The organism is Pseudomonas alcaligenes (assembly GCF_014490745.1).
Classification (GTDB): domain Bacteria; phylum Pseudomonadota; class Gammaproteobacteria; order Pseudomonadales; family Pseudomonadaceae; genus Aquipseudomonas; species Aquipseudomonas alcaligenes_C.
In genome coordinates this window covers 20,395-45,500 of sequence record NZ_LZEU01000001.1, presented here as the reverse complement: position 1 = coordinate 45,500, position 25,106 = coordinate 20,395, and the positions used below count along the sequence as shown (strand labels likewise).

Below are 25,106 nucleotides of genomic sequence, written 5' to 3'. Positions count from 1 at the left end.
GCAGAAGCATAGTCGCTGCTGCCAATCGCCGCAGGTCGGTCAGGCCAGACGAGAGGCAGCGAATTTCACCCGCGGGTGGGCGATGCGATCCTGCGCGCGCACCAGCTGCAGCTCGTAGCTGGCGCAGGCCTGGGTTTCCAGCAGCACCTCGTGCACCGCCGCGGCGCTGAACTCGAAGGCATCGCGCAGGCTGTCGCCCAGCAGCAGGCGGCAGAGAAACAGCCCGGAGGTCAGGTCGCCCACCCCCACCGGCTGGCGCGGGAAAGCCAGCAACGGGCGGCGCAGGTGCCAGCACTCACTGGCGCTGACCAGCAGGGTCTCGAAGCAGTCGGCGGGCTTGCCCGGGTACTCCAGGTGCTTCACCAGGATCGCCTGCGGCCCTCGCGCCAGCAGGCTTCGGGCCATTTCCACACAGTCGTCCAGGGAGCGCGGGCTGCGCCCGCAGAAGCTGTCCAGCTCCAGCTGGTTGGGGCACAGGTAGTCGGCCACCGCGGCCGCCTCCTCGAGCAGGAAGGCACCGACCTCGGGGGCGACGCTGCAGCCCTTCTGCGGATGGCCCATGACCGGGTCACAGAGGTAGATCAGCCGTGGATTGGCCAGACGGATGCGGCTTACCGCGGCGAGGATGGCGCGACCCTGCTCGGCGCTGCCGAGGTAGCCGGAGAGCACTGCATCGCAGTTGCCCAGCTCGCCGATGGCGTCGATGCCGTCGACCAGCGCGGGAATCTGCTGCGCCGCCATGGCCTCGCCGGCCCACTGGCCGTACTGGGTGTGGTTGGAGAACTGCACGGTGTGCAGTGGCCAGACATTCACCCCGAGGCGCTGCATGGGAAACACCGCGGCGCTGTTGCCGGCATGGCCGAACACCACGTGGGACTGGATGCTGAGCAGTTGCGGGGTGCGCTTCATCGATGCCTCCTCGGCGGGCGGGCAGCCAGTATGCCCGCGCCTACAGGCGCACGCACCGACCGCCCTCCTGGGACGGCAGCGGGCCGTGGAAGCACAGGCGCTGCTGGTCATCCAGGTAGGGCAGCTGCATCGCCACATAGGGGTTGCCGGCACCGCCGCTCAGCGCCTGGCTGCTGACCTGCGCGCTGTCCACCACGCCCGGGCCGAGGCGCAGGCTGAAGGACGCCAGCTTGAGCTTGCTGTCGAGATCCTGGATATGCCCGACCTGCTCGATGAACTCCGTGCCGGTCATGTCCAGCAGGGCATTGCCGATGCGGTTGCGCAGGCCGGTGTAGGTGACGGCGCGGGCCACGCTGCGCTGCTTGAGGCGCTCCTGGAATTGCGCGGGCGTCAGCTCGGACAGGCGAATCATCGGCTGATACAGGCTGAAGCCGGCATTGATGGTCTGCTGCGGCTTGTACTCGAACAGCAGCGAGGCTTCCTCCAGCAGCAGCGGCACATTTTCCTCGCGCAATTCACGCCAGGCTGCAGCCGTGCTGGCGAATTCGCGCTGCAGCGGCAAACGCAGGGAGCGCTCCTCCACGCTCAGCGGCGCCAGCTCGACGGCAGCAGGGCTGAGCAGACCGGCGCGCCGCAGGCGCACCAGCCACTCCAGGTTGCGGCTGAGCAGGCTCACCAGGGTCATTTTCAGCTCCAGCTGATCGACACGCACCAGCTTCTGGCGAATCCCGGCCTGCTCCTCCTGCAGCAGCGCCAGGGCGGCCGAGCCATCGCCGCGCAAAGCCAGTTGCAACGCCTGCAGACCCATCAGTTGCTGGCCGCGCACCAGGTAGGCCAGCGGCAGGCGTGGCTCGCCCGGGCCGGGCACGGCGCTGCTGCGAAAGCCCCGCAGACGTAGAAAGTAGCGATAGCGACTGAGCAGCGCCGCATGCTCCGTGAGCAGATCCGCTAGCTGCGCCCGCTGCAGCAGCAGGCTATCGAAGCAACGCGCCGCCTCGATCAGACAGAAGCTCGCTCCCTCCGGCAGCGGCAGACCACCCGCGGCGGGCGTCGACACCCGCGGTTCGCCCGGTTCATGGCTGGCCAGCCAATCCTGGTATTCACGCAGACGGCTTTCACCGAGCGCCAGCGGCGAGGTACGCGGCGCGGCATCCAGGCCACTGAGGAACAGGTAGGCGCGGTTCGGTGTGCTGCGCGCCTGCACCTTGTCCAGCCACAGCCGCACCTGCGGCGCCTCCGGCTCGTCACGCAGCCAGAAGAACAGGCCAACCACCACCACTGACAACAACGACAACCAGACCAGCGGCTTGACCCAGCGCATGCACGATATCCCTTCAGACCGCTCTCAGGCGTTTAACCGACGCTAGCCAAGTTCCTCGCCAAGCTCAAGCACTGGCTGAGCACGGCGCGGCGGATCGGTTAAGCTGGCGCCACTGCCTGTGGAGTGCCCATGCTGAGCCTTGCCGATCTGACCCTGCTGCTGATCTTCGCCGCCATCTGCGCCTGGCTGTGGCGCGGCCATGGCATCCGTGAACGCGCCCTGGCGCTGGTCAAGCAGCACTGCGCCAAGCTGGATATCGAACTGCTCGACGGCAACGTCGCCCTGCGCGGCCTCGCCGTGCAGCGCGATGCCCGCGGCCAGCGCCGCCTGGCGCGGATCTATGGCTTCGAATTCACCGTCACCGGCGAGCAGCGCCTGGCCGGCAGCATCAGCATGTTCGGCCAGCAACTGGGGCGCATCGAGCTGGACGCCTACCCCATCGCCACCCCGGACGAGCCGCCGGTGGCCACCCAGCATGCACCCGCCAAGGTCATCCAGCTGCAGGACTGGAAGCGCCGCCACGACAAGCTGGATCTGTAGTCAGGGCTCCAGCTGCGCCAGCACCTGCTGCCAGTCGGCGGCGCAGGCGTAGGTCATCGGTCGGCGCAGCAGGCGGCATTTCCAGCGGTGCCAGCGACCGCCCTGCTGATTGCGCCGGCAGCCGGCGTACAGCCACTGCGCGTCGAAGCCGTCCCACACCCCGGCCACGCTCCAGTGGTTGAGCCACACCCGCGGCGCCACTTCGTAAAGAAAAATCTGCTCCAGCTCGGCGCGGCTGAAGCCGCTGCGCCGCAGCACCCCGGCGAGGTGGCCGAGGCTGGCGGCGTCCGGCTGGGTGTCGAGCCACAGCTCGGACAGCGCCAGCCATACCGTTTCCCGCGCGCCGGTCAGATCAGCCTCCGCCCTGCAGGAAGCCCAGCACCTGCTCGGCGGTCTGCCGCGGATGCTCCTGCATGAAGCAGTGGCCACCCTCGACCTCCAGGGTCTGCACCACTGGCACCAGCGCCGCCAGGCGTGCCGCCGATTGACCGACGAAGGCATAGGTGGTACGCCCGTGGATCAACAGGGTCGGTGTGCGCAGCTTGCCCAGCGACGGCCACAGGCGCTTGGGGAAGGAGCTGAAGATATCCACCTCGCGGCTGGGCCGGCACTTCAGCTCGACGCCCCCGGCCGCGCCATCCTTCAGCGCATGGTCGACATAGGCGTGCAGGGCCTGCTCGTCCCAGCCACGGAAGATGCCCTTGCCCTGCAGCGCGGCAAAGGCGCTGGAGCGATCCGGCCAGTGGGTGCGGCGCCCGGCCGACTTCTTCGCCATGGTGTTGCGCCGGTGCAGGCCGAGCAGCTCGGACAGCGCCATCGCGCCGATCATCGGCCGGCTGAACAGCACCGGGTCGAGCAGCACCGCGCGGCGGAACAACTCGGGATGACGGGCCAGGATCAGGCTGGTCAGCACCCCGCCGAAACTGTGGCCGAGGGCATAGCGCGGCACCTCGCCGAATAGCCCACGGCCCGCCTCGAAGGCCTCGACGGCCAGCTCGGCGCTGCGGTTCCAGCCATGGAAGCGGCCGCCGTGCTCAGTCTCGCCGTGACCCTGGACATCGCACAGCCACAGGTCGAAGTGCTCGGCCAGCAGCGCCAGCATGGGCTCGTAGGTACGCCCGCAGAAGCCGTTGCCGTGGAGGAAATGCAGCAGCGGCTTGCCGGATGCCGGGGTATGCCAGCCGGTCAGGGTGAAACCGGCGGAAGTCGGATGGGACCAGGGAATCAGATGCATGGAAAACGCCGCGAGGAATGTCTGCGGCTAGTGTAACGACGCCCCCTGGCCACGTCAGGCCGACAAAGCTGCCGAATGTTCGGCGATAAATTCCTCCAGAAGGAGGTTCAGACGCTGCGGCTGATCGAGCGGGGTGGCGTGCCCGGAGTCCTCGACCACCACCAGGCGGGCGTTGCGCAGCTGCGCCACGTAGGCCTGCTTGCTCGCCACCGGGGTGTAGTCGCGGTCGCCGCAAATCACCAGCAGCGGAGTATCGACCCGGTTCACCGCCGGCAGACTCGACCAGCCGGGAATCGCCTGCATGGCATGCAGGTAGGAGGTGCGGTCGTTGCTGGCGATGCGCTCGGCCACCAGCTCGCGCAGGGCCTTCTGCTCGGGCTTGGGGAACAGCTTGGCGGCCAGCATGCGCGCCAGCCCGGGCAGGCCGAACAGGTGGATCAGCCCCAGGCGCAGCCAGACCTGGCCGCGGGTGCGCCAGGAGTCCAGCGGGAAGCTCGGCGCGCTGTTGATCACCACGGCGGCGCGCACCAGCTGCGGCTGTTCGGCGAGCAGCTGAAAGGTGAGCATGCCGCCCATGGAAATCCCCACCAGGATGCACGGCTCGAGATCCAGGGCCTGGATGAAGTAGGCCACGTCGGCGGCCAGCTCGCTCATGCTCGGTCGCTCGCGCAGTGGCGCACTGTGGCCATGGCCACGCACGTCCAGCGCCAGTACCCGGCAACTGCGCGCCAGGTGCTCGATCTGCGGCTGCCAGTCGAGCAGCGAAGAGCCCAGGCCGTGCAACAGCAGCACCGGCATGCCATGCCCTGCGTCGATATAGGCCAGGCGCCCGCCGGGCAAGTTTAGAAATTCCATGCTGAATGCATCTCCCAATTATTCGCAGACAATAAAAGGCCTTATCCGAAACTTCGGACAATTAATTAATTTGCTCTTTCCCAGCAACTATCGACGCGGCTCTTAGTTACCCCATGGCGTAATTGCCTTGCCCCCGCAAACCCCCTAGAATCGCTGGGCGCCGGTTCGAGAATCGCTTATGTACAGCATTGCCAGTCCCACCCAGGCACGCAGCAAAAAAGCCCTGGAGCGTTTCCTCAACGTGGCCGCCGAGCTGCTGGCGAACAATCAGTTCGAAGAAACCGGCATCTCGCAGATTGCCCAGCTCGCCGAGTCCTCGGTGGGTACCTTCTACCGCCTGCTCGGTGACAAGGACGTGCTGCTGTATGCCGTGCACGAGCGCTTCGTCGAGCAGAGCCGCAGCGCCATCGACGGCATGGTGGCCGACCTCGGGCACAGCGGCCTGCCGCTGGAGGCGCAGATCGAGGGCTTCATCCAGGGCATGCTGCGCCTGTACCGGGGCAACGAAGGCCTGCTTCGCGCGCTGATCCGGCGCAGCTCCATGGATCTGCAGTTCCGCCAGCGCTTCCACCAGCTCAATGCCTATGTCGGCCAGGCCTTCTGCCGTGTCGCCCTGGCCCGCCAGGACGAACTCGGCCACCCGCATCCGGAACAGGCCGCCGACCTCGGCGCCCATCTGCTGCTGGCCGGGATGAACTACTTCACCATGGTAGGCAGCATGGGCGTGACTCCGGCGGATATTATTCCCAGCGAACTTTCCCGGCTCATCTGCAATTATCTGCAAGTTCCCCACAGTTAACGCCCGTTAATTATCGACGACTGTCGCGGCGTAATTGTGCCGGGGTGAAGTCGGTGGGTTTCAGGGCAATATCGAACTGATCCGCCGGTTCTTCATTGGACAATATGCCGATGACATAACGACCGCCGATCAGGTCATATACCGCATCACCCCGGGTCCACACCAACGGCTGGTCATACAGGTTGATGGTGTAGGACTCGCCGAGCCGCCACAGGTTGTCGCGGTTGTCGTAATGGTCGACCACCAGGATCTGGTAGCTGTCTTCGTCGAAGTACAGGTCGCGGCGCTTGTACTGGTGGCGCTGGCCGGCCTTCAGGGTGGCGCGCACGTGCCAGACGCGGTGCAGCTCGTAGCGCAGCAGATCGGGATTGACGTGGCCCGGTTTGACGATGTCGCGGTACTTGCTGGTCTTCGCCGCGAAACGGTAGCTGTTGTAGGGCACGTACAGCTCTTCCTTGCCCAGCAGCTGCCAGTCGTACTTGTCCGGTGCGCCGGAGAACATGTCGAAGTTGTCGGTGGTGCGCATGCCCTCGGAGGCGGTGCCGGGCGAGTCGTAGGCGACGTTCGGGGTGCGCCGCACGCGGCGCTGGCCGGCGGCATAGAGCCAGGCCAGGCGCGGTTCCTTGACCTGGTTGACGGTCTCGTGCACCAGCAGCTCGGTGCCGGCCAGGCGCGCCGGGGCAAGCACCGACTGGCGGAAGTAGAACAGCACGTTGCCGTTGTCCTTGCTGTAGTCGCCGGCGTCCTGGTTGAACAGGAACAGATCCTCGATCTGGGTCATGAAGTAGTCGCCGCTGGCGTGCGGCACGGCCTGGGCGTAGTAGCGCTTGACGCTGTCGCCGCGGTAGCGCACCAGGTGGTTCCACAGCACTTCCAGGGCCGACTGCGGGATGGGGAACGGCGTGGCCACGTGGAAATCGGCGATGCCGTTGCCGCCCTCGATCAGCTTGGCCGTGGTGGCGTTGCCCTTGATCGCCGCGTACACCTTGTCCGGATAGGACGCCGAGCGGTGGCTGGGGTAGACGTTGAGCTTCCAGCTGTCGGCATAGCGCTCGAGCATGGCCGCCTGGCCGGGGCTGAGATGGTCGCGGTACTGCGCCAGGTTGGCGCGGCTGATGCTGAACAGCGGCTGCTCGTTGGCGTAGGGATCCTTGTAGCCGAGAGCCGGGTCGAAGGCCGCGGCATCGCGCGGCAGGCCGCCATCCCAGGCCGGGATGGTGCCGGCGGCATTGCCGGCTTTTTCCGCGCCCAGCGGGGTGAGGTCGCGGCCCAGGCGTGCGGCCTGGTCGGCGCCGACCTGGGCCAGGGCCGGTGTGGCGGCCAGCAGGGCAGCGGCCAGCAGGGTAATTCTCAGACGATGCATGGCGTTCCCTCTCAGAAGCTGTATTTAACGTTGAAGGTCAGGTAGTCGCGGTCGGTGCGCTTGTTCGACACCCCGCCGCCGCTGTAGCCGACGTACTTGGTGCCGACCGTCAGCGACTCCTTGTAGATCGCGTCGAGGCCCAGGGAGTAGCTCTGCGCTTCTTCGTCGAGGCCGTTGGTGAGCTGGGGCGCCACGCCGTTGATGCTGTACTGGTAGCTGACGCTGGGCACCAGGTTGATCAGGTTGAGCACGTTGCTGTAGGTCAGGCTCATGCTGGCCTGGGCCCCGTAGGCGCTGCTGGTGGCCTCGTAGTAGTCGACGTCGGACTCCAGGCCCTGCACGCGGCTGGCCACCAGCTCGGAGAACAGGGTGGCGGAGTCCGAGCCGAGGAAGCCGTTGAAGTTGTAGATGGCCGCCAGCGAGGCCTGGAACATGTCCTTCTCGCGGTAGCCGTCTAGGTGCGTACCCACCGGCAGGCCATCCGGGTTGAGCAGGGCGATCGGCAGGTACTCGTTGAGGCCGAGGGCGATCGGCGTGTCCGGGCGGTAGCTCAGCTCGCCGGCCAGGGACAGGCCGTTGAAGATGCTTTCACCGCCGATCGAGGTGTTGAAGCTGATGCCGTACAGGTCGCGCTTCTCCAGGTACTCGGCGTAGTAGCGCGAGCTGCTGGCATCCGGCAAGGCGCCCACCACCGGCAGCACCAGCGGCTGGCCGACGGTCATGCCGATCATTGGCACCTGCATGCTGTAGCGCAGGTAGTAGAAGCCCAGCTCGGTGTCGTTCAGCTCCGGCACGTACCAGCGCAGGGCCAGGCCGTACTGTGGCGAGTCGTCGCCGTCGATGTCCTGGGCGCGCGGCATGAAGGTAGTAGGGATATAGCTGCCCAGCAGGGTGCTGATCAGACCGGGCGGCAGGCTGTCGAGATAAGCCTGGGCGGCGGCCGGGTTGTCGAAGGCCTGCTCGGCACCGGCCAGGCCGGTGGCCTGTTCCTGCAGCGGCGATACCGATAGGTATTCGCAGCCTTCGCCCAGCGGGTCGAGGGTCGAGTAGTAGGTGCCGCAGGGGTCGATCTTCGACGCTTCCCAAGCCTTGCCCGGTTGCCAGTAGCCTTCCACCGTGAGGTTGTCGCGCAGCTCGTAGGAGCCGTAGACCATGAAGGTCGGCATGTAGGCCTCCTTCACTTCCGAGCCGGGCGCGCGCAGGGCATTGATGTCCACCGGGTTGGTGGCGCCGATGCCGTTCTGATAGAACAGCGACTCACCCCAGTTGATCACCTGGCGCCCCAGGCGGGCGTTGAGGTCGCGCTCGTTGACCGTCCAGCTGCCATACACGAAGGCATCCAGCAGGTCGGCGCTGGAGCCGGCTTCGTCGAGGCCGTCATCGCTGATCTCGCGGTGGCGGCGGGAATCGTCCTCCAGCTCGAAGTCGTAGAAGGCACGGCCGCGCACGAACACGCCGTAGCGATCCTGGTAGCGCAGATCCATCTCGGAAACGACCTTGGCCACTTCGGAGAACAGCTCACCCTTCTTGAAGTTGAGGTTGCCGTCGTCGGAGTTGATCAGCCCCGCATTGCTGCCCTTGCCGCCATTGGCGCGGGCGATCAGCTTGCTGTCCTGCCCCTCCATGCGGTAACTGACGCCGTAGGACAGGGTGGTGTCCAGCGAAGTCGTCCAGTCGCCCGAACGCACCTGAAACCCGTGCGCGGCGCCCAGCGGCAGCGCCCCGAGCAATGCCAGGCCGGCGGCCGCCAAGCCTCTTCCTTGATGGGTCACGATGACCTCCTGCTGTTGTTTTTATCGGAATCGGAACATCGGTTCCGATGCAATCTAGTCGCTGCTCCGACTTCTGGCAAGCCTGGGCCGTTATTTTCTCGCCACCAGCCGCTCGCAGTTAGCGGCCCCACTTATCGATTGCCGGAATACTGGCGCCAATTTCCCGCGCTTTTTCGCCCGTACCGGGGTCTACTCCGCTGTCTTCCACAGAAAGCAGGAGCAGCTCCATGCCGACTGTTCGCCTCCCCCTTGCCCTGACCCTCCCCACCCTGCTCTTTGCCGTGCTGGCCAGCGCCCCCAGCCAGGCGGCCTCGCGCTGCAGCGAACTGGCGCAGACCGCCAGCGCGCCGGCCACGTTGAACTGCAGCTCGCTGACGCTGCAGATCGACTCCGGCTCCGCCGGCCAGCGCCGGGTGGTCTACCAGTTGCCCAGCGGCACCCCACCTGCCGGCGGCTGGCCGCTGGTGCTGCTCTACCATGGCTCGCTGGTGCGGGTACGCAACTTCGTCTACGACAGCGACATGCCCTTCGGTGGCTACTACCAGGGCAAGCTGGTGCAGGCCCTGCTTAACAATGGCTATGCGGTAATCGCACCCAACGCCCTGACGGCGAACGAGGCCTGGGAAACCAACGCCGAGCAGTTCGCCAACAACTACACCCAGAGCAACGACTACCTGTTCTTCAACAACCTGTTCGCCGCCATCGCCCAGGGCCGCTTCGGCCCGCTCAACGCCCAGCGCCAGTACGCCACCGGCATCTCCAGCGGCGGCTACAACACCAGCCGCATGGCCGTATCCTTCCCCGGCCGCTTCCGCGCCCTGGCCATCCAGTCCGCCTCCTACGCCACCTGCGTCGGCGCCCAGTGCAGCGTGCCGGACAGTCTGCCGGCCGACCATCCGCCGACCCTGTTCGTCCACGGCATGGCCGACCGCGTGGTGCCTTGGAGCAGTATGCAGCCCTATCACGACCGCCTGCTCTACCAGGGCATCGACACCGCGCTGTACAGCGAGCCAGCAGGTGGCCACCAGTGGTTTGCCGCCTCGCCCGGACAGATTCTCGACTGGTTCAAGCGCCATCCCTGAGCCGTTTTTCCGCGCCGGCCAGTCTGCGGCCGGCGCGGGCTCTAGCTCGCCCTCTGCACCCAGCTGAACGCTATCGCTAACGGCACAGGCCGCGGCTCGCCTATGTTTCACCCCTTGACGGAATCGGAATTCCTGTTTCTATTTTAAATGCGACATCACAATAACAATGGAGAATCCCGCCATGCGCCTGACCCGTTTCCTGCTCGCCTGCCTACCGCTATGCGCCATCCTGTTCCAGCAAACGGCCCTGGCCGACTCGCGTTGCAGCGACAAGGCCAAGACCCTGCTCAAGCCCGCCCAGGTCAGCTGCAGCTACCAGACCACCTGGATCGACTCCGGCCTGGTCGGCGCCCGCCAGGTGATCTACCAGACCCCGCTAGGCAGCGCGCCGGCCGGCGGCTGGCCGGTGGTGCTGGTCTATCAGGGCTCGTTCTTCCCACTCGACGATTTCACCTACACCAGCAACCTGCCCTTCGGCGGCTACTACGAAGGCAAGCTGGTGCAGACCCTGCTCGACCACGGCTACGCGGTGATCGCCCCCAGCGCCCCGGCCGACCTGTTCTGGCAGACCAACATCCCCGGCCTGGCCCAGGCCTATGAGCTGAGCACCGACTACGACTTCCTCGGCAACGTGCTGGAGGCCATCGCCGGCGGCCACTTCGGCCCGCTCAACGCCCAGCGCCAGTACGCCACCGGCATCTCCAGCGGCGGCTACAACACCAGCCGCATGGCGGTGTCCTTCCCCGGCAAGTTCCGCGCCCTGGCCATCCAGTCCGGCTCCTATGCCACCTGCAGCGGCCCGCTGTGCGTGGTGCCCGAGCTGCCGGCCGACCACCCGCCGACCCTGTTCCTGCACGGCTTCGTCGACGCCGTGGTGCCCTGGTGGACGATGGATCTGTACTACGACCGCCTGCTCTACCAGGGCATCGAAACCGAGCGCTACACCGAGCCGCTGGGCGGCCACGAATGGTTCGCCGCCTCGCCGGGCAAAGTGCTCGCCTGGTTCAACGCCCACCCGTGAGAAAGCGCCTCCTTGCGCTAGGATAGGCAGCCCGGTCGCCCTCGCGACCGGGCCAACGGACAAGGACGCCACTATGCACACCCTGCGCGCTTCCAATTACGACAGCTATATCGACTTCCTGCGCCTGCATCTCAACAGCCAAGGCATTGCCGCCGTCGCCTGCGATCAGGGCGCCGATACCTATGGCCTGCGCTACCTGCTCCTGCTGCCGCAAGATGCCGACCTGAGCCATGCCCTGCAGGCACTCCAGCTGGCACCTAGCGAGCAGCAATACCATTGGCAACGCCGTTCCGCCCAAGAAGAACGGTTGCTGGCCTGGCTGCGCTCCCCCGCCGTGCGCCGTTTCAGCCTGCTGGTGCTGGCCGTGTTGCTGCTGGGAATGGGCGTGGAAGCGCTTTTCAGCTGATACGACAGGCCGCCATACCGTGGCGCAGCGCAGCTTCATCCTGCGCCTCGGCAAAGATCAGCTCCAGCCGCGAATCCTTGTGCCACTCACTGCTACGCCAGTGCAACGCCGCGCCATCCAGCGCATTGGCCGACAGCCAGCCGGCGTTGGTCTGCAGCACCAGCTTGGCCCGCCGCCAGGGCAGCCCGCCCAACCACTGCTGCACCTGCAGCAGCTCGAAGCGCTGGCTGGGATGCCAGCGCCAGCCAATGCTCCAGCCCTCGACCTGCTGCTGGATCTGGCAGATCGGTTGCTGTGGATCCAGCCAGAGCGCAGCCGGCGCGGCGGCTGGCTGGGCCAGCTCGACGTCCGCACCAGCCGCCTGAGCGGCATGCCCGGGCAGCTCGGCAAACGCCAGCACGCCCTGCTCGACCCAGCGCAGCGGCAGCGCCGGCAGCTGCGCCGCCAGCCGGACCCGAGCCGCCGCATCCAGCGTCTGCGCCTTGTTCAGCACCAGCAGGCCGGCTTCCACCAGCGCCGCGCGCTGCACCGGCGGCAATTCGGCGCCCGCCGCCAGGGCCGCCGCATCGAGCACCAGCACCAGCGGCTGCACGGCCAGCACACCGAGCCAGGGCGGCTCACGCAGCTGGCGCAGCAGTTCGAGCGGATGGCCCAGGCCGGACGGCTCGATCAGCAGCCGATCCGGCCGCGCCTGACGCAGCAAGCGGGTCAGGCCGACCTGGAACGGCGCGCCGCTGACACAGCACAGGCAGCCGCCGGGTACCTCGGCCAGGCCAACGCCATCGGCATCGCTGCTCAGCAGGGCGGCATCCAGACCGATCTGGCCGAATTCGTTGACCAGCACGGCCCAACGCTCGTGCGCCGGCTTGTGCGCCAGCAGCTGGCGGATCAGGCTGGTCTTGCCGGCGCCCAGCGGGCCGCCGATCACATGGGTGGGGATATGGCTCAACATCTGCCTATGGTGCGGTTTTGCCGCGACGAGGAACAGGCTAAAGTCGCGGCTTTGATGCGGAGGTGATGGAATGCGTGCGATTGCGGCAATGCTGTTGCTGGGGCTGACCGGCCAGGCCTGGGCCGAAGCCTGCGTGGTGCACAGCCAGGGCAACCAGGTGGATGTGAAGATCTGCCAGCAGAACCGCAGCATTCCCCCCAACCTGTTCCGCACCGGCTTCTGCCAGCCGCAGCTGCAAGGGCAGAAGGTCGAAGTCAGCTTCGTCGAGCAGTGCCCCGCCGGCTCCTTCGGCGAATGCCGCAATGCCAAGGTGCCTGGCGGCGTGCCCTACCAGCAGGACATCTTCTACTACGGCGTGGCCAGCGACGCGCGCTACCTCAAGCCCGCCTGCGAGCAGCAGAGCAAGGGCGTGTGGATGGCGCGCTGAGCCTCAGGCGACCTGCTCGACCCAGGCGCCAAAGGGATCCGGCCAGCGCCTCCAGGCCTGCTCGCCCTCGGCCATTTCCGCCGCACTGAGCAGACAGGCATCCAGCTCCGCGCGCAGGCGCACGAAGTCGATGTGCTGGCCGATGAACACCAGCTCCTGACGGCAGTCGCCGCTGGCCTCTGACCAGTGGCGCAGGATCGCCTGCCGCCCCTCCTCGTCCTGCGGCCATTGCTCCCGTGGTACATGGCGCCACCAGCGCCCGGCATGGCCAACGCGCATCAGCCCGCCAGCCTGCGACCAGCTGCCCGCTTCCTGCGGCTGGCTGGCCAGCCAGAAGTAACCCTTGGAGCGCAGCAGGCGGCCATTGCTCCACTCGCCGTCGAGCCAGGCGTAGAAGCGCTGCGGATGGAATGGCCGGCGTGCCTGGTAGGCCATGGAGGCGATGCCGTACTCCTCGCTCTCGGCCACGTGCTCGCCGCGCATCTCGCGCAGCCAGCCCGGCGCCTGCGCTGCGCGCTCGAAGTCGAAGCGCCCGGTGGCGAGGATCTTCGCCAGCGGTACCGCGCCCTGGCTCATCGGCAGGATCTCCGCCTCGCGATTGAGCCGGCGCAGGATGGCCTGCAGCTCGGCCAGCGCTGCGGCACTGATCAGGTCGATCTTGCTGATCAGCAGCACATCGGCGAACTCCACCTGCTCGATCAGCAGGTCGGTGATCGAGCGCTCGTCCTCTTCACCCAGGCTCTCGCCGCGGCTGGCCAGGCTCTGCGCCTCGCTGTAATCGCGCAGGAAGTTCACCCCGTCGACCACCGTCACCAGGGTGTCCAGGCGCGCCAGGTCGGCCAGGCTGCGGCCCTGCTCGTCGCGAAAGGTGAAGGTCTCGGCCACCGGCAGCGGCTCGGCAATGCCGGTGGACTCGATCAGCAGATAATCGAAACGCCCCTCGCGGGCCAGACGGCTGACCTCTTCCAGCAGATCTTCGCGCAGAGTGCAGCAGATGCAGCCGTTGCTCATCTCCACGAGTTTCTCTTCGGCGCGGTTCAGGCTGACATCGCGCTGAACTTCGCTGCCATCGATATTGATCTCGCTCATATCGTTGACGATCACCGCCACCCGCAGCTGCTCGCGGTTCTTCAGCACATGGTTGAGCAAGGTGCTCTTGCCGGCTCCCAGAAAGCCGGACAGGACGGTAACCGGCAGGCGCTGATCCAGCGTCGGTTGTTCATTGCGTACAGACATAATTCTCTCGATATCCAGGGCTCGTGACAGGTAGGCGGCAGTGCATGGACGACCGGGTTGGGTCACTTTCTTTTTTTGTTATAACATAACTAAAACTGACGAATGCAAGCCCCACAGAACATGCTCCAACCTGCCATCCCCCCTGTTGTCCATCTGCCGCGCAACCTCAATCGGCACGCTCCTGGCTGGCCACGACAGCCCGCAAACGCAGCGCCAGCAAGGGTTTCACGTGGAACGAGCGAGCCGCGAGCACTCCTGTACGCCAGGCTAAAGGGAGAGATCCGCCCGCGACCAGGGCAGCTCGTGGCTGCCAGCGGCATGCGGTCGGCTGGTCAACACCTGGTGCAGGGCTCCGGCCGCGCTGAAAGCCCAGGGCGCAGCCCGCCAGGTACAGGCGCCAGCTTTCCACGTCGGTGATCTCCAGCCCCGCCTCGCTGATATCGGCACTCAACCGGGCCAGCTGCGGCAACTCGCCATGGAGGAACACATAGCGCGCAAGAACTCACCCGGCCCCACTCCCCACCAGGCGGCCATCTACATGCTGGGCGGTAATACCGTGTGTCACCAGCCCGCCGGGGCGCACCGCGTTGGATAGCTTGCGGCGCCCACCCTGAGTCAGATAGCGGCGACAAATCCAACAACGCACAGATGCGCCTGGAATAAGTTGTCCGATATCACAGCGGGCACGATGAATAATCCAACAAGCGTGATGCAGCGCTAACTTGCAAGTAAGTTTTTACTTACAAGCCAAGCAGCATATTTCTATTGGAAATTAAAAATAAAAGACAACTTGAGAAAACACTCAGGCACCCACTAGAAGTTACTCAACGCAACTTACAGAATAATCCAACACTTGCCAGACAGATCACACTTTACTCGCTTGCCCACCCCCACTCTCACGGCTAGGATTCGCAGCCCATGAGGCTTTGCGCAATTTATTGCACATCGCCAGTGCGCAAGAAGTTGCGCAATCGAAGATGAAACAGGATTCACCCAGGGAATCGGGTGACTATCTGTAGGTTATATATCTGTATATATAGGTCACGGATGACCAACACTCTCGACATTGCCGATTATTATCTGCAACTGGCCCATATCCCGATTAGCGAAGGGGATTACGCCGGTGCGGATATGCGTTATTCCAGCGAATACGAAGTGCTGGAAAACGAGCTGGAAAAAGCGGCGGCCATGCACCAGACCGACGCCATCGACTGGCAGAAAGTCCGTGAGCAAAGCGAGGCCCTGCTACGCGGCCAGTCCAAGGATCTGCGGGTCGCCTGCTGGCTGACCTGGAGCCTGTACCAGCGCGACAGCCTGGCCGGCCTGCGCAATGGCCTGGGCCTGCTCCAGCAGCTCTGCAGCCAGCACTGGGACAGCCTGCATCCGCACAAGGAGCGCACCCGCGCCGCCGCGTTCGCCTGGCTCACCCCGCGCCTGGAGAAGGCCCTCGGCGAAGACATCCCGGTGGCCAGCCAGCTGCCCTTGTTCCGCGCCCTCGCCAACCTGCTGCGCAGCCTGGAAACCACTCTCTCCGGCCATCTCGGCGCAGACGCCCCGCTGCTGTTGCCGCTGTGCCGGCGCCTCGACGAACAGATCAATCGCGTCAGCCAGGGCCAGGCCGAACCCGGCGTGGTCGGTGCGGCACTGGCCCAGGTCAAGCAGGCCGCCGCCCAGGTGATCAACCCCGGCGCCCCGCTGGACAATGAGCGCGACGCGCACAAGTCGCTGCGTGCCCTGCAGGACGGCGCCCGGCCGCTGTGCGCCTGGTGGCTGAAGCACAAGGCCAGCGACCTGCGCGCCCTGCGTCTGGCCCGCACCCTGCTGTGGCTGCCGATCGACGCCCTGCCACAGAGCAACGCCGAGCAGGTCACCGCCCTGCGTGGCCTGCCAGCGGACAAGCTGGCTAGCTACCGCGAACGCTTCGCCAACGGTTTGTACGCCGACCTGCTGCTGGAACTGGAGAGCAGCATCGCCCGCGCGCCGTTCTGGCTCGATGGCCAGCGCCTGGTCTGGGAGTGCCTGCAGGCACTCAACGCCGAAGCGGCCATGCGCGAGGTGGAGATCCAGCTGGCGCTGTTCCTCCAGCGCGTAGCGGGCCTGGAGGAGCTGTGCTTCCACGATGGCGTGCCCTTCGCCGACGCCGAAACCCGCGCCTGGATCGGGACCCAGGTGCTGCCCCATCTGCAGGCACCCAGCGCCGAGCCAGCGGTTCAGCTCAGTACAGGCGGCGAGCTGCCAGCCTGGGAAGTCGCCCTGCAGGCCGCCCTGCCGCAACTGCGCAAGGACGGCCTGAAAGCCGCCGTGCAACAGCTCAAACAGGGCCTGGCCCTGGCCCAGGGCGGTCGCGCGCGCTTCTTCTGGCAACTGAGCCTGGCCCGTCTGTGCAGCGCGGCGAAGAAACACGAACTGGCCAAGACCCAGCTCGAAGCGCTCGACCACAACCTGCAAGCCAGTGGCCTCGGCGACTGGGAACCGGATCTCAGCCTGGAAGTACTGCGCCTGCTGCATGCCTGCTACGAGTTGCTGCCGCAGAACCATGCGATCCGCGAACGCAAGGAAGAGATTCACCGCCGGCTGTGCCACCTCGATCTCGAAGTGGTGCTGGATTGAGGCCGCAAGGCCGCCACATACCGAAAACGTAAAGGAGAACGACCATGGCCAAAGAAGGCTCGGTAGCCCCCAAGGAACGCATCAACGTCACCTTCAAGCCCGCCACCGGCGGCGCCCAGGAAGAGATCGAACTGCCGCTCAAGCTGATGGTGCTGGGCGATTTCACCCAGCGCGCCGATGAACGCAAGATCGAAGACCGCAAGCCGATCAGCATCGACAAGAACAACTTCGACGAGGTGCTGGGCAAGCAGGAGCTGAGCCTGAGCTTCAGCGTGGCCAACCGCCTGCAGGAAGAGCAGAGCGCCGACGAGCTGCCGGTGCAGCTGCGCATCAACTCGATGAAGGACTTCAACCCAGCCGCCGTGGTCGAGCAGGTTCCCGAGCTGAAGAAGCTGATGGAGCTGCGCGACGCCCTGGTCGCCCTGAAAGGCCCGCTGGGCAACGCCCCGGCCTTCCGCAAGGCGATCGAAAGCGTCCTCTCCGACGACGACTCCCGTGACCGCGTACTGAGCGAACTGGGCCTGACCCAGCAAGACGCCTGACCCCTCGACAAGGAAGACGAGCATGAGCACCAGTGCAGTAGTGGAAAGCACCCGGAATGTCGCCGAAGCCGGCATTCTCGACCGCATCATCGCGGAAACCCGCCTGACCCCGGACGACGAGGCCTATGACATCGCCAAGCGTGGCGTGTCGGCCTTCATCGAAGAGCTGCTGAAGCCGCACAACCAGAACGAGCCGGTGAAGAAGGCCATGGTCGACCGCATGATCGCGGAGATCGACGCCAAGCTCAGCCGGCAGATGGACGAGATCCTCCACCACGCCGACTTCCAGGCTCTGGAATCCTCCTGGCGCGGCCTCAAGCTGCTGGTCGATCGCACCAACTTCCGCGAGAACACCAAGCTGGAGATCCTCAACGCCTCCAAGCAGGATCTGCTGGACGACTTCGAGGACAGCCCGGAAATCACCCAGTCCGGCCTGTACAAGCACATCTACACCGCCGAGTACGGCCAGTTCGGCGGCCAGCCGGTCGGCGCCATCGTCGCCAACTACTTCTTCGACCCCAGCTCGCCGGACATCAAGTGCATGCAGCACGTGGCCTCCGTCGCCTGCATGGCTCACGCGCCGTTCATCGCCGCCGCCGGCCCGAAATTCTTCGGCCTGGAGAGCTTCACCGGCCTGCCCAACCTGAAGGACCTCAAGGATCACTTCGAGGGCCCGCAGTTCGCCAAGTGGCAGAGCTTCCGCGAGCGCGAGGACGCGCGCTACGTCGGCCTGACACTGCCGCGCTTCCTGCTGCGCAACCCCTACGATCCGGAAGAGAACCCGGTGAAAACCTTCGTCTACAAGGAGAGCGTGTCCGCCAGCCACGAGCACTACCTGTGGGGCAACACCGCCTACACCTTCGCCTCCAAGCTGACCGACAGCTTCGCCAAGTTCCGCTGGTGCCCGAACATCATCGGCCCGCAGAGCGGTGGCGCGGTGGAAGACCTGCCGCTGCACCACTTCGAGAGCATGGGCGAGATCGAGACCAAGATCCCCACCGAAGTACTGGTCTCCGACCGTCGCGAGTACGAGCTGGCCGAAGAAGGCTTTATCGCCCTGACCATGCGCAAAGGCAGTGATAACGCCGCGTTCTTCTCCGCCAACTCGGCGCAGAAGCCGAAGTTCTTCGGCATCAGCGAGGAAGGCAAGACCGCCGAGCTGAACTACAAGCTCGGCACCCAGCTGCCCTACCTGTTCATCGTCAACCGCCTGGCGCACTACCTGAAGGTGCTGCAGCGCGAGCAGATCGGTGCCTGGAAAGAGCGCACTGACCTGGAGCTGGAACTGAACAAGTGGATCCGCCAGTTCGTCGCCGACCAGGAGAACCCCAGCTCGGAAGTCCGTAGCCGCCGTCCGCTGCGCGCCGCGCAGGTGATCGTCAGCGACGTCGATGGCGAGCCGGGCTGGTACCGCGTCAGCCTCAATGTGCGTCCGCACTTCAAGTACATGGGTGCCGATTTCACCCTGTCCCTGGTCGGCAAGCTGGACAAGGAGTAAGGAGTGAGGTTCTGCCCATGAACAAAACACACCGGCGCTGCCGCCCGAAAACGCGCCAGACAAGGCGCGAGTCCCGCAGTTTGGCGATCCCAAATAAGGGACGAGCAACACCGACTGGCGCGTTTTCGGGCGCAGCCCTCCGGGGCGCGTGCGTTTTCGCGCATTGCGGTGTCATGCCGAACTTGTGGGCAGGCAGCCCACTGCGTTCGGCCTTCCTTGCACTGCGCGAAAACGCCCAGCGCCGCCACCGTGTTTTGTTCGTGGGCAGAACCTGAGATGACCGGATACGGCAGCCTGTTCGAGCGCCTCGGCGGTGACACCGTCGGCCGCGCCCGCCTCGATCACGAGGTGAGCGTGATGGCCTCGGTGGCTGCCCATCTGGCCAAGATGCTCAGCACCCGGGCAGGCAGCGTGCAGACGCTGCCCGACTACGGGTTGCCCGATCTCAACGACATGCGCCTGTCGCTGCACGATGCGTTGCAGCAGGCGCGCATGGCGATCGAACGCTTTATCGAACAATACGAGCCGCGCCTGAAACAGGTGCGGGTCATTTCCCTGCCGCGCGAGCACGACCCCCTCAGCCTCAACTTCGCCATCGAAGGGCTGCTGCAGGTCGACGGCATCAAGCGCCAGGTCAGTTTCGCCGCGCAGCTGGATGGCAGCGGGCAAGTGAAGGTCAGGTAAGGCCTGTTCAAAGGAGAGCATGGATGTCCGGTAAACCCGCCGCCCGCCTGGGCGACCCCACCGCCTGTCCGGTTCCCGGTCACGGCACCAACCCCATCGCCGCCGGCTCGCCCAACGTGCTGTTCGACAGCAAACCTGCCGCGCGTATGGGCGATGCCTCGGCCTGCGGCGGCACGCTGTCCGGCAACGTGATCCCCACCGTGCTGATCAACGGCAAACCGGCGACCACCATCGGTACGGTCGGCAGCCACGGCAATGTGGTGGTGGCGGGGTCAGGGACGGTGTTGATTGGGGCCAATGGGGGTGAGGCGGCGTTCACTAGCCCTCGACCACTCAGTATTGCTAATGCCAGCTATAGCCAATGCATCTTGATCGAAGATCAAGACGGCAATCCGCTACATGGCATCCCATACAAACTGCGCACGCCTCAAGGCCATTGGATAGACGGGTACACCGATGCTACCGGCCTGAGCCAAAAAGTGCAGGGGAACGCAGGTGAATCCATAGACTTCTTTGCTGCTGTGCAGGTGGATCTCGTATGAGTGCCGAGATCCTTAACTCCCTGACAACCCGCTCCATTGCTTTAGCGGGCCCGAAGCAGAAAACAGTCAAGAAAATAAAGCTGAAAGTCTTTTGGAAGACAGCCAATTTTTGGACTGAGGCCGCGATAAAGGAATACCACGCTACAGCCCCTGCAATTGCTGAGCGCCTTGTACAGGAACAGTACTGGGATAAAAGTGGAAACATCAAGAACAACAAATTTACATGTGAAGATTTCGCCATACGGCTTCTGTGCGAGTTCGCCTCACCTCGACAACTTCCAGTAAAACTTAAGACTGGTGTCAGGGCGTATAGGAATATGGAGATCTATCAGCCTGTCGAGCATGACCACTATGTGAGCCACATGTACGGATTTGCTGAAATGGTCATGTTGACATATGGCGCACCGGACATGCAGCGCGTTGGAGAGAATGTGATCGCACTGCAGGCTCCAGCGGAGCTTATGCCTGGCGACATATTGGCTCAAGCCACTGATCGTCCGGGTAACGTAGCCCACCATATACAGGTCGCAATGAGCGTAAACGCTAATCAGATCGAGATAAAGCAAGGTAACACCAGCGGCATAAGCGTCCGCCCGTTTACAACAGTACAGCGAATGCTGGGCTCAAACATGGCCGACCCACAAAATGATGGTTATGCGGGAATGCCCATAGAAAATGGCATTTACAATCTGAGCGGCTCAAGCTGGAACTACCGAAACCTCTCCACTGGATCGAGCCGTGAAGACTTCCTAAAAATATTCCAGTTCTATCGCTGGAATTTCATGGAATTTAATAAAGAATGAGCATTTCTGGATATTTAGCCGTTGTGGCGGATAGCGATATCTTCGGATTACTTGCTATTTATTGCATATTTGTTATTGCTTTAGGTTTTTCTAACAAAGTACGCGATACAAAAGCCTATCGAATAATGAGATTACTTGGACTGCTGATTGTTCCTGCACTGCATGTGATAGGCACGTATTTCCTTAACTCGGCGCCAGCTTAAAAGTTATGTCTATACACTGTTTCGTGACTACTTATCTAAGCACTTCCGGTGCCGAGCAATGACACCCACAGCTCATATAAACAGAACAGGCATTCTGCATTTGATGGCCAACGCTGAAAAAGCTCTGGTGATGACGGTTTCTGTGGCAGTTCTTGCAGCATCCGCTTCCTGGCTGTACGTGAAGCTCTATCTGAGCGCTAGCACAGATCCCTACATGGTCTCTTGGAGTGAGTCTGGGCGCTGCTACATCAACGCCTACGTCCCCAAGTTTTCATCTCTCGGCGTGCTCGGAAAAACCGTAAAGCTTTTCAGTAGCAACTCTTTCTTTCGGGTTTACAACAAAGACGGCGTCTTGCTGACAAGCTCCGAGTGGCTGCTCTGGCAACGCGAGTTCGCCGAGATGGAAGGAGCATTCTGGGTCAACGGCTACGCCATCTACCCCAGCAACAACGGCTATGCCGGCTGGTTGTTGCCGGAGTGCAACTAATGCGCCTTGCCTCCGCCATCCGCACCATCGCGGTGGCCCTGCTGCTAACTGCACTAGTGCTCTTCGGTGTAATCCACACGGCCGCCACTCAGGAAGCGCAGTACTCATATCCCAGCCCCTCGGGAAGATTCATTTTGCAGAACGTGCTGTTGCCGCCTTGGAGCGACCTTGCCTACGTCCGCTTCATCGACACCCAGGCACCGGACTCCACCTTCCGTACGCCGCTTTACGATAAGCACTACACGGACATGCGCTCGCACGAAGATGACAAAACCGTAGGCATTATTTGGTTCGACTTCGACAAGCAGCAGCAGACCTTCGAGATCGGCGTGCCGGAATGGCAGGACAGCTGGCTGAACCTGTTCATCAGCAATACCCCTTACCACATTATCGAGAACTGACGCCGTGGCATTTAATCAGCACCGCCGGCTCGGTTTTCCTACCCAGCCAAAGATGAGCGCGGCTCTATTCCTAGCAGCGCTATCGACTCTCGGCGCCTGCGTGCCCTACCCGCACTCGGTAACCCGAAATCCAGCCATCGAGGGTCGTGTGCTGTCCACCGCAACTGGTCAGGCAGTAGCGGGTGCCAGGATCGAACTGGATATCGGCAGCGACGAATCCTGGGCCTATGACACCGTCAGCGATGCCGAGGGCCATTTCGCCTTTGCCGAACACCGCGACTATCGCCTGTTCGCCCTGCTGGCCGATGGGCCGCCTTGCGGAACCACGCTGTCGGTCAGCGCTCCCGGTTACCACACCCGTCATTGCACGTGGATGAGCCCCTTTTGGTGCTCATCCGGGCCGATGCAACTACCACGACTGATGCTGCAACCGGAACACGTCACCATCTCCGAAGAAGAGACCGTAAAGGATTTCTGGAGCTGCATCGAATCGGCCAAGGAGCAGGCCAACTAATGTCCTTCAACCACCACTACCAGAGCGAACTCACCGCCCTGCGCCAACTGGGCAAGCGTTTTGCCGAGCGCAGTCCGGCGCTGGCGCCGTTCCTTGGTCAGGCCGGCCGCGATCCGGATGTCGAGCGCCTGCTGGAAGGTTTCGCCTTTCTCACCGGCCGCCTGCGGCAGAAGCTCGACGACGAGCTGCCGGAGCTGACCCATTCGCTGATGCACCTGCTGTGGCCCAACTACATGCGCCCGCTGCCGGCCTTCAGCATGTTGCAGTTCGACCCGCTCAAGCGCCCCGGCCCGGCCCTGGCCGTGCCGCGGCATACGCCGGTGGAGGCCAAGGCCATCGAGGGCGTGACCTGCCGTTTCCGCACCGCCTTCGCCTGCGAGGTGCTGCCGCTGGCGCTGAGCGGCCTGGACTACTCGGTGAAGGGCGACGGCGCCCTGCTCAGCCTGCGCCTGGGGATGAGCGCCGATGGCCACCTCGGCGAAGTCGAGCTGAGCACGCTGCGCCTGCACCTGGCCGGCGAACGCTATATCAGCCAGCTGCTCTATCTCGGCCTGCTGCGTCACCTGGGCGGTATCCAGCTGGTGTTGCTGGATGGCGAGGGCAAGCCGCTCAGGGATGACTACGACCAGCCGCTGCCGGGCTTCGCCCTGGGCGCCGACAAGGTCGAGGCGGTGGGTTTCGCCGAGGACGAAGCCCTGGTGCCCTACCCGCTGAACACCTTCCGCGGCTACCGCCACCTGCAGGAATACTTCGCCTTCCAGGACAAGTTCCTGTTCGTCGAACTCAAGGGCCTCGAGCTGCTCAAGCGCCAGCCGGCCGAGCTGCTGGAGCGCGCCCGCGGCCTGGAGCTGCGTTTCGATATCCAGAAGACCGGCCTGCAGCGCATCCGCCCGACCCTGGACAACGTGCGCCTGTACTGCACGCCGGTGGTCAACCTGTTCGCCCACGACGCCATCCCGATCCGCCTGGACGGCAAGCAGGATCAGTACCTGCTGCTGCCGGCCGAATTCGAGACCCGCCATTGCGCAGTGTTCTCGGTGGATCGGGTGACCGGCTGGAAGCCCGGCGGCATGGGTTACGAGGAGTACGTGCCGTTCGAATCCTTCGAGCACGACGCCAGCTTCGATGTGCCCAAGGCGCGCCCGCACTACAGCGTGCGCCAGCAGCCATCCATGCTCGGCGACGGCCTGGAGACCTGGCTCAGCTTCGGCATGCGCCAGCAGGATCAGCAGGAAACCCTGTCCATCGAGCTGACCTGCACCAACCAGAACCTGCCGCGCCAGCTGGGCCTGGGCGATATCTGCCTGCCCAGCGAAGACACCCCGGAATTCCTCACCTTCCGCAATATCAGCGCGGTGACGCCGAGCTACGCGCCACCGCTGCACCGCGACTACCTGTGGAAGCTGATCAGCAACATGTCGCTGAACTACCTGTCGCTGGCCGACGTCGAGGCGCTCAAGGTGATCCTCGAGACCTACGACCTGCCGCGCTACTACGACCAGCACGCGGAAAAGGTCAGCCGCCGCCTGCTCGGCGGCCTGCAGTCGATCCGCCACCAGCATGTCGACCGCCTGCACCGCGGCCTGCCGGTGCGCGGCGTGCGTACCGAATTGAGCATGAACCCGGATGGTTACCTGGGCGAAGGGGATCTGTTCCTGTTCGCCTCGGTGCTCAATGAATTTTTCGCCCTTTACGCCAGCCTCAACTCGTACCACGAGCTGCGCGTGCAGAGTACCCAAGGAGAGGTGTACCGATGGACGCCACGCATGGGGCAGCAACCCCTGCTCTAAGAGTCGCTGCAAAGGCTCGCGAGCTAGAGCCAGGCAAGGCGAGCTCGGGCGAAGAAGCGCAGTTTACGAGGTGTAAATGAGCATTCTGAGCCCGAGCTCAACGCCGCCTGGCAGCAGCGCAGCAGACTTTGCAGTGGGTCTTAACCGACTCAGCCGCGGCATCCGCGAATACAGCCTGTTCCAGGGTGTACTGCTGGTGCTGGATCGCTTGCGCACTGCCCATCCCGAGCTGGATGAGGAGCAGCTGTACGAGCGCCTGGAATTCCAGGCCAACCCGAGCCTGGGCTTCCCCGGCAGCGATGTCGATCGTGTGCAGTTCTTCGAGGAGCACGGCGAGCTGCGCGCGCAGCTGCGCATCAACCTGGTCAGCCTGTTCGGCGCCGGCTCGCCGCTGCCGGCCTTCTATGGCGAGCAGGCGCTGGGCGACAACCCGGAGGGCAACCCCACGCGCGAATTCCTCGACCTGTTCAACGATCGCCTGCAGCGCCTGCTCCTGCCGATCTGGCAGAAGTACCGCTACCACGCACGCTTCCAGCGCGGCGCCAGCGACGTGTTCTCCAACCAGCTGTTCGCCCTGATCGGCCTCGGCGGTGAGCAGATCCGCGCCGCCGAGGAACTCAACTGGAAGCGCCTGCTGCCCTACCTCGGCCTGCTCAGCCTGCGCGCCCACTCGGCGGCGTTGGTCGAATCAGTGCTGCGTTACTACTTCAAGCACGCCGACCTGCGCATCGAGCAGTGCGTCGAGCGCCAGGTGGAGATCATCGGCGAGCAGCGCAACCGCCTCGGCCTGGCCAACAGCCAGCTGGGCGAGAGCCTGGTGCTGGGCGAGCAGGTACGCGACCGCGGCGGCAAGTTCCGCATCCATATCCGCCAGCTGAGCTGGGCACGCTTCCACGAATTCCTGCCGATCGGCACGGGCTACCAGCCGCTCTGCGCGCTAGTGCGCTTCACCCTGCGTGACCCGCTCGACTACGACATTCGCCTGGCCCTGCGCCACGAGGAAATCCGCGAGCTGCGCATCGGCGCCGACAACCCCTGCCACCTCGGCTGGACCAGCTGGCTCGGCCATGAACGGGCCGACGGCATGGTCACCATTGGCAGCCGCATTCATTAAA

The 25,106-nt window shown here is 64.4% G+C and carries 26 protein-coding genes and 1 pseudogene; 17 read left to right on the top strand and 10 right to left on the bottom strand.

All coding sequences use genetic code 11. The annotated features are described in order from the left end of the window. Window positions 1-39: 39 nt before the first annotated feature. Both pdxY and A9179_RS00195 read right to left on the bottom strand, forming a co-directional pair. Entirely contained in the window at window positions 40-909 is an 870-nt protein-coding gene (gene pdxY, locus A9179_RS00200) for a pyridoxal kinase PdxY (RefSeq protein WP_187803854.1), read from the bottom strand. Between the two features lie 40 nt (window positions 910-949). Beyond that, the gene (locus A9179_RS00195) at window positions 950-2,230 is read right to left on the bottom strand and encodes a hypothetical protein (RefSeq protein WP_187803853.1); all 1,281 of its coding nucleotides are present in this window, start codon (window positions 2,228-2,230) and stop codon (window positions 950-952) included. A gap of 129 nt (window positions 2,231-2,359) precedes the next feature. Here A9179_RS00195 and A9179_RS00190 point away from each other — a divergent pair, with 129 nt between their 5' ends. After that, window positions 2,360-2,770 (top strand): DUF3301 domain-containing protein, encoded by a 411-nt coding sequence (locus A9179_RS00190; protein ID WP_187803852.1) that lies wholly within the window; start codon window positions 2,360-2,362, stop codon window positions 2,768-2,770. Here A9179_RS00190 and A9179_RS00185 read toward each other — a convergent pair whose 3' ends face one another. The 3 genes from A9179_RS00185 to A9179_RS00175 are packed head-to-tail and all read right to left on the bottom strand — an operon-like array spanning window position 2,771 to window position 4,859. Further along, window positions 2,771-3,199 (bottom strand): DUF7079 family protein, encoded by a 429-nt coding sequence (locus A9179_RS00185; RefSeq protein WP_316851803.1) that lies wholly within the window; start codon window positions 3,197-3,199, stop codon window positions 2,771-2,773. After that, window positions 3,123-4,004, bottom strand: a complete 882-nt coding sequence (locus tag A9179_RS00180) for an alpha/beta fold hydrolase (RefSeq protein WP_187803851.1) — start codon at window positions 4,002-4,004, stop codon at window positions 3,123-3,125. Before A9179_RS00180 ends, A9179_RS00185 begins: the two co-directional genes overlap by 77 nt. Before the next feature lie 54 nt (window positions 4,005-4,058). Then, complete coding sequence (locus A9179_RS00175; protein WP_187803850.1) at window positions 4,059-4,859, bottom strand: alpha/beta fold hydrolase; 801 nt, start codon at window positions 4,857-4,859, stop codon at window positions 4,059-4,061. A 178-nt stretch (window positions 4,860-5,037) separates the two neighbouring features. Here A9179_RS00175 and A9179_RS00170 point away from each other — a divergent pair, with 178 nt between their 5' ends. Then, a complete protein-coding gene (locus A9179_RS00170; RefSeq protein WP_187803849.1) occupies window positions 5,038-5,658 on the top strand; it encodes a TetR/AcrR family transcriptional regulator in 621 nt (206 codons plus the stop codon). Window positions 5,659-5,668: 10 nt separating this feature from the next. Here the strand turns inward: A9179_RS00170 and A9179_RS00165 are convergent, their stop codons facing one another. Next, a complete protein-coding gene (locus A9179_RS00165) occupies window positions 5,669-7,021 on the bottom strand; it encodes a DUF1329 domain-containing protein (protein ID WP_187803848.1) in 1,353 nt (450 codons plus the stop codon). A gap of 11 nt (window positions 7,022-7,032) precedes the next feature. Then, the gene (locus A9179_RS00160) at window positions 7,033-8,793 is read right to left on the bottom strand and encodes a DUF1302 domain-containing protein (RefSeq protein WP_187803847.1); all 1,761 of its coding nucleotides are present in this window, start codon (window positions 8,791-8,793) and stop codon (window positions 7,033-7,035) included. Between the two features lie 227 nt (window positions 8,794-9,020). Between A9179_RS00160 and A9179_RS00155 the strand changes: the two genes are divergently transcribed. The 3 genes from A9179_RS00155 (at window position 9,021) to A9179_RS00145 (ending at window position 11,302) form a co-directional block, all read left to right on the top strand. Then, window positions 9,021-9,875 (top strand): extracellular medium-chain-length polyhydroxyalkanoate depolymerase, encoded by an 855-nt coding sequence (locus A9179_RS00155; protein ID WP_187803846.1) that lies wholly within the window; start codon window positions 9,021-9,023, stop codon window positions 9,873-9,875. A gap of 181 nt (window positions 9,876-10,056) precedes the next feature. Beyond that, the gene (locus tag A9179_RS00150; RefSeq protein WP_262410485.1) at window positions 10,057-10,896 is read left to right on the top strand and encodes an extracellular medium-chain-length polyhydroxyalkanoate depolymerase; all 840 of its coding nucleotides are present in this window, start codon (window positions 10,057-10,059) and stop codon (window positions 10,894-10,896) included. A gap of 73 nt (window positions 10,897-10,969) precedes the next feature. Beyond that, window positions 10,970-11,302 carry a hypothetical protein gene (locus A9179_RS00145; protein WP_187803845.1) on the top strand — a complete coding sequence of 111 codons (333 nt, stop codon included), beginning with the start codon at window positions 10,970-10,972 and terminating at the stop codon, window positions 11,300-11,302. Here A9179_RS00145 and A9179_RS00140 read toward each other — a convergent pair. Continuing rightward, window positions 11,295-12,254 (bottom strand): CobW family GTP-binding protein, encoded by a 960-nt coding sequence (locus A9179_RS00140; protein WP_187803844.1) that lies wholly within the window; start codon window positions 12,252-12,254, stop codon window positions 11,295-11,297. The genes A9179_RS00145 and A9179_RS00140 overlap by 8 nt on opposite strands. A gap of 70 nt (window positions 12,255-12,324) precedes the next feature. Here A9179_RS00140 and A9179_RS00135 point away from each other — a divergent pair, with 70 nt between their 5' ends. Then, on the top strand, window positions 12,325-12,681 hold the full coding sequence (locus tag A9179_RS00135) for an NADH:ubiquinone oxidoreductase (RefSeq protein ID WP_187803843.1): 357 nt from the start codon (window positions 12,325-12,327) through the stop codon (window positions 12,679-12,681). Between the two features lie 3 nt (window positions 12,682-12,684). On the opposite strand, the gene zigA is transcribed toward A9179_RS00135, so the two are convergent. Both zigA and A9179_RS22895 read right to left on the bottom strand, forming a co-directional pair. Next, the gene (zigA, locus tag A9179_RS00130) at window positions 12,685-13,890 is read right to left on the bottom strand and encodes a zinc metallochaperone GTPase ZigA (protein WP_187808458.1); all 1,206 of its coding nucleotides are present in this window, start codon (window positions 13,888-13,890) and stop codon (window positions 12,685-12,687) included. A gap of 294 nt (window positions 13,891-14,184) precedes the next feature. Beyond that, window positions 14,185-14,518, bottom strand: a pseudogene (locus tag A9179_RS22895) (class I SAM-dependent methyltransferase); the annotation flags it as partial. Between the two features lie 446 nt (window positions 14,519-14,964). Between A9179_RS22895 and tssA the strand changes: the two are divergent. From tssA to tssG, 11 genes are all read left to right on the top strand, one after another. Next, the gene (tssA, locus tag A9179_RS00125; protein WP_187803842.1) at window positions 14,965-16,527 is read left to right on the top strand and encodes a type VI secretion system protein TssA; all 1,563 of its coding nucleotides are present in this window, start codon (window positions 14,965-14,967) and stop codon (window positions 16,525-16,527) included. Between the two features lie 44 nt (window positions 16,528-16,571). Then, complete coding sequence (gene tssB / locus A9179_RS00120) at window positions 16,572-17,069, top strand: type VI secretion system contractile sheath small subunit (protein WP_187803841.1); 498 nt, start codon at window positions 16,572-16,574, stop codon at window positions 17,067-17,069. A gap of 22 nt (window positions 17,070-17,091) precedes the next feature. Continuing rightward, window positions 17,092-18,567 (top strand): type VI secretion system contractile sheath large subunit, encoded by a 1,476-nt coding sequence (gene tssC, locus A9179_RS00115; RefSeq protein WP_187803840.1) that lies wholly within the window; start codon window positions 17,092-17,094, stop codon window positions 18,565-18,567. Window positions 18,568-18,843: 276 nt separating this feature from the next. Further along, entirely contained in the window at window positions 18,844-19,251 is a 408-nt protein-coding gene (gene tssE / locus A9179_RS00110; protein ID WP_021702434.1) for a type VI secretion system baseplate subunit TssE, read from the top strand. Window positions 19,252-19,274: 23 nt separating this feature from the next. Then, a complete protein-coding gene (locus A9179_RS00105) occupies window positions 19,275-19,793 on the top strand; it encodes a PAAR domain-containing protein (protein WP_187803839.1) in 519 nt (172 codons plus the stop codon). After that, the gene (locus A9179_RS00100) at window positions 19,790-20,596 is read left to right on the top strand and encodes a hypothetical protein (protein ID WP_187803838.1); all 807 of its coding nucleotides are present in this window, start codon (window positions 19,790-19,792) and stop codon (window positions 20,594-20,596) included. The genes A9179_RS00105 and A9179_RS00100 overlap by 4 nt, the downstream gene beginning before the upstream one ends. Window positions 20,597-20,902: 306 nt before the next feature. Further along, a complete protein-coding gene (locus A9179_RS00095) occupies window positions 20,903-21,286 on the top strand; it encodes a hypothetical protein (RefSeq protein WP_187803837.1) in 384 nt (127 codons plus the stop codon). Further along, window positions 21,286-21,687, top strand: a complete 402-nt coding sequence (locus A9179_RS00090; protein WP_187803836.1) for a hypothetical protein — start codon at window positions 21,286-21,288, stop codon at window positions 21,685-21,687. Before A9179_RS00095 ends, A9179_RS00090 begins: the two co-directional genes overlap by 1 nt. Before the next feature lie 148 nt (window positions 21,688-21,835). Continuing rightward, window positions 21,836-22,201: a carboxypeptidase-like regulatory domain-containing protein gene (locus A9179_RS00085; protein WP_187803835.1), complete on the top strand. Its 366-nt coding sequence runs from the start codon at window positions 21,836-21,838 to the stop codon at window positions 22,199-22,201. Then, window positions 22,201-23,991: a type VI secretion system baseplate subunit TssF gene (tssF, locus tag A9179_RS00080; protein WP_187803834.1), complete on the top strand. Its 1,791-nt coding sequence runs from the start codon at window positions 22,201-22,203 to the stop codon at window positions 23,989-23,991. The genes A9179_RS00085 and tssF overlap by 1 nt, the downstream gene beginning before the upstream one ends. A 76-nt stretch (window positions 23,992-24,067) precedes the next feature. Further along, the gene (gene tssG / locus A9179_RS00075; protein ID WP_187803833.1) at window positions 24,068-25,105 is read left to right on the top strand and encodes a type VI secretion system baseplate subunit TssG; all 1,038 of its coding nucleotides are present in this window, start codon (window positions 24,068-24,070) and stop codon (window positions 25,103-25,105) included. Window position 25,106: the final 1 nt, after the last annotated feature.

What these genes read in the sequence shown, in the direction of transcription:
- tssG (WP_187803833.1), top strand. Translation starts at nt 24,068, where the DNA reads ATGAGCATTCTGAGCCCGAGCTCAACGCCGCCTGGCAGCAGCGCAGCA.
- A9179_RS00145 (WP_187803845.1), top strand. Translation starts at nt 10,970, where the DNA reads ATGCACACCCTGCGCGCTTCCAATTACGACAGCTATATCGACTTCCTG.
- A9179_RS00095 (WP_187803837.1), top strand. Translation starts at nt 20,903, where the DNA reads ATGGCCAACGCTGAAAAAGCTCTGGTGATGACGGTTTCTGTGGCAGTT.
- A9179_RS00175 (WP_187803850.1), bottom strand. Translation starts at nt 4,859, where the DNA reads ATGGAATTTCTAAACTTGCCCGGCGGGCGCCTGGCCTATATCGACGCA.
- tssF (WP_187803834.1), top strand. Translation starts at nt 22,201, where the DNA reads ATGTCCTTCAACCACCACTACCAGAGCGAACTCACCGCCCTGCGCCAA.
- A9179_RS00170 (WP_187803849.1), top strand. Translation starts at nt 5,038, where the DNA reads ATGTACAGCATTGCCAGTCCCACCCAGGCACGCAGCAAAAAAGCCCTG.
- tssC (WP_187803840.1), top strand. Translation starts at nt 17,092, where the DNA reads ATGAGCACCAGTGCAGTAGTGGAAAGCACCCGGAATGTCGCCGAAGCC.
- A9179_RS00195 (WP_187803853.1), bottom strand. Translation starts at nt 2,230, where the DNA reads ATGCGCTGGGTCAAGCCGCTGGTCTGGTTGTCGTTGTTGTCAGTGGTG.
- A9179_RS00105 (WP_187803839.1), top strand. Translation starts at nt 19,275, where the DNA reads ATGTCCGGTAAACCCGCCGCCCGCCTGGGCGACCCCACCGCCTGTCCG.
- pdxY (WP_187803854.1), bottom strand. Translation starts at nt 909, where the DNA reads ATGAAGCGCACCCCGCAACTGCTCAGCATCCAGTCCCACGTGGTGTTC.
- A9179_RS00135 (WP_187803843.1), top strand. Translation starts at nt 12,325, where the DNA reads ATGCGTGCGATTGCGGCAATGCTGTTGCTGGGGCTGACCGGCCAGGCC.
- A9179_RS00180 (WP_187803851.1), bottom strand. Translation starts at nt 4,004, where the DNA reads ATGCATCTGATTCCCTGGTCCCATCCGACTTCCGCCGGTTTCACCCTG.
- tssB (WP_187803841.1), top strand. Translation starts at nt 16,572, where the DNA reads ATGGCCAAAGAAGGCTCGGTAGCCCCCAAGGAACGCATCAACGTCACC.
- A9179_RS00100 (WP_187803838.1), top strand. Translation starts at nt 19,790, where the DNA reads ATGAGTGCCGAGATCCTTAACTCCCTGACAACCCGCTCCATTGCTTTA.
- A9179_RS00165 (WP_187803848.1), bottom strand. Translation starts at nt 7,021, where the DNA reads ATGCATCGTCTGAGAATTACCCTGCTGGCCGCTGCCCTGCTGGCCGCC.
- A9179_RS00090 (WP_187803836.1), top strand. Translation starts at nt 21,286, where the DNA reads ATGCGCCTTGCCTCCGCCATCCGCACCATCGCGGTGGCCCTGCTGCTA.
- tssA (WP_187803842.1), top strand. Translation starts at nt 14,965, where the DNA reads ATGACCAACACTCTCGACATTGCCGATTATTATCTGCAACTGGCCCAT.
- A9179_RS00150 (WP_262410485.1), top strand. Translation starts at nt 10,057, where the DNA reads ATGCGCCTGACCCGTTTCCTGCTCGCCTGCCTACCGCTATGCGCCATC.
- tssE (WP_021702434.1), top strand. Translation starts at nt 18,844, where the DNA reads ATGACCGGATACGGCAGCCTGTTCGAGCGCCTCGGCGGTGACACCGTC.
- A9179_RS00140 (WP_187803844.1), bottom strand. Translation starts at nt 12,254, where the DNA reads ATGTTGAGCCATATCCCCACCCATGTGATCGGCGGCCCGCTGGGCGCC.
- A9179_RS00155 (WP_187803846.1), top strand. Translation starts at nt 9,021, where the DNA reads ATGCCGACTGTTCGCCTCCCCCTTGCCCTGACCCTCCCCACCCTGCTC.
- A9179_RS00190 (WP_187803852.1), top strand. Translation starts at nt 2,360, where the DNA reads ATGCTGAGCCTTGCCGATCTGACCCTGCTGCTGATCTTCGCCGCCATC.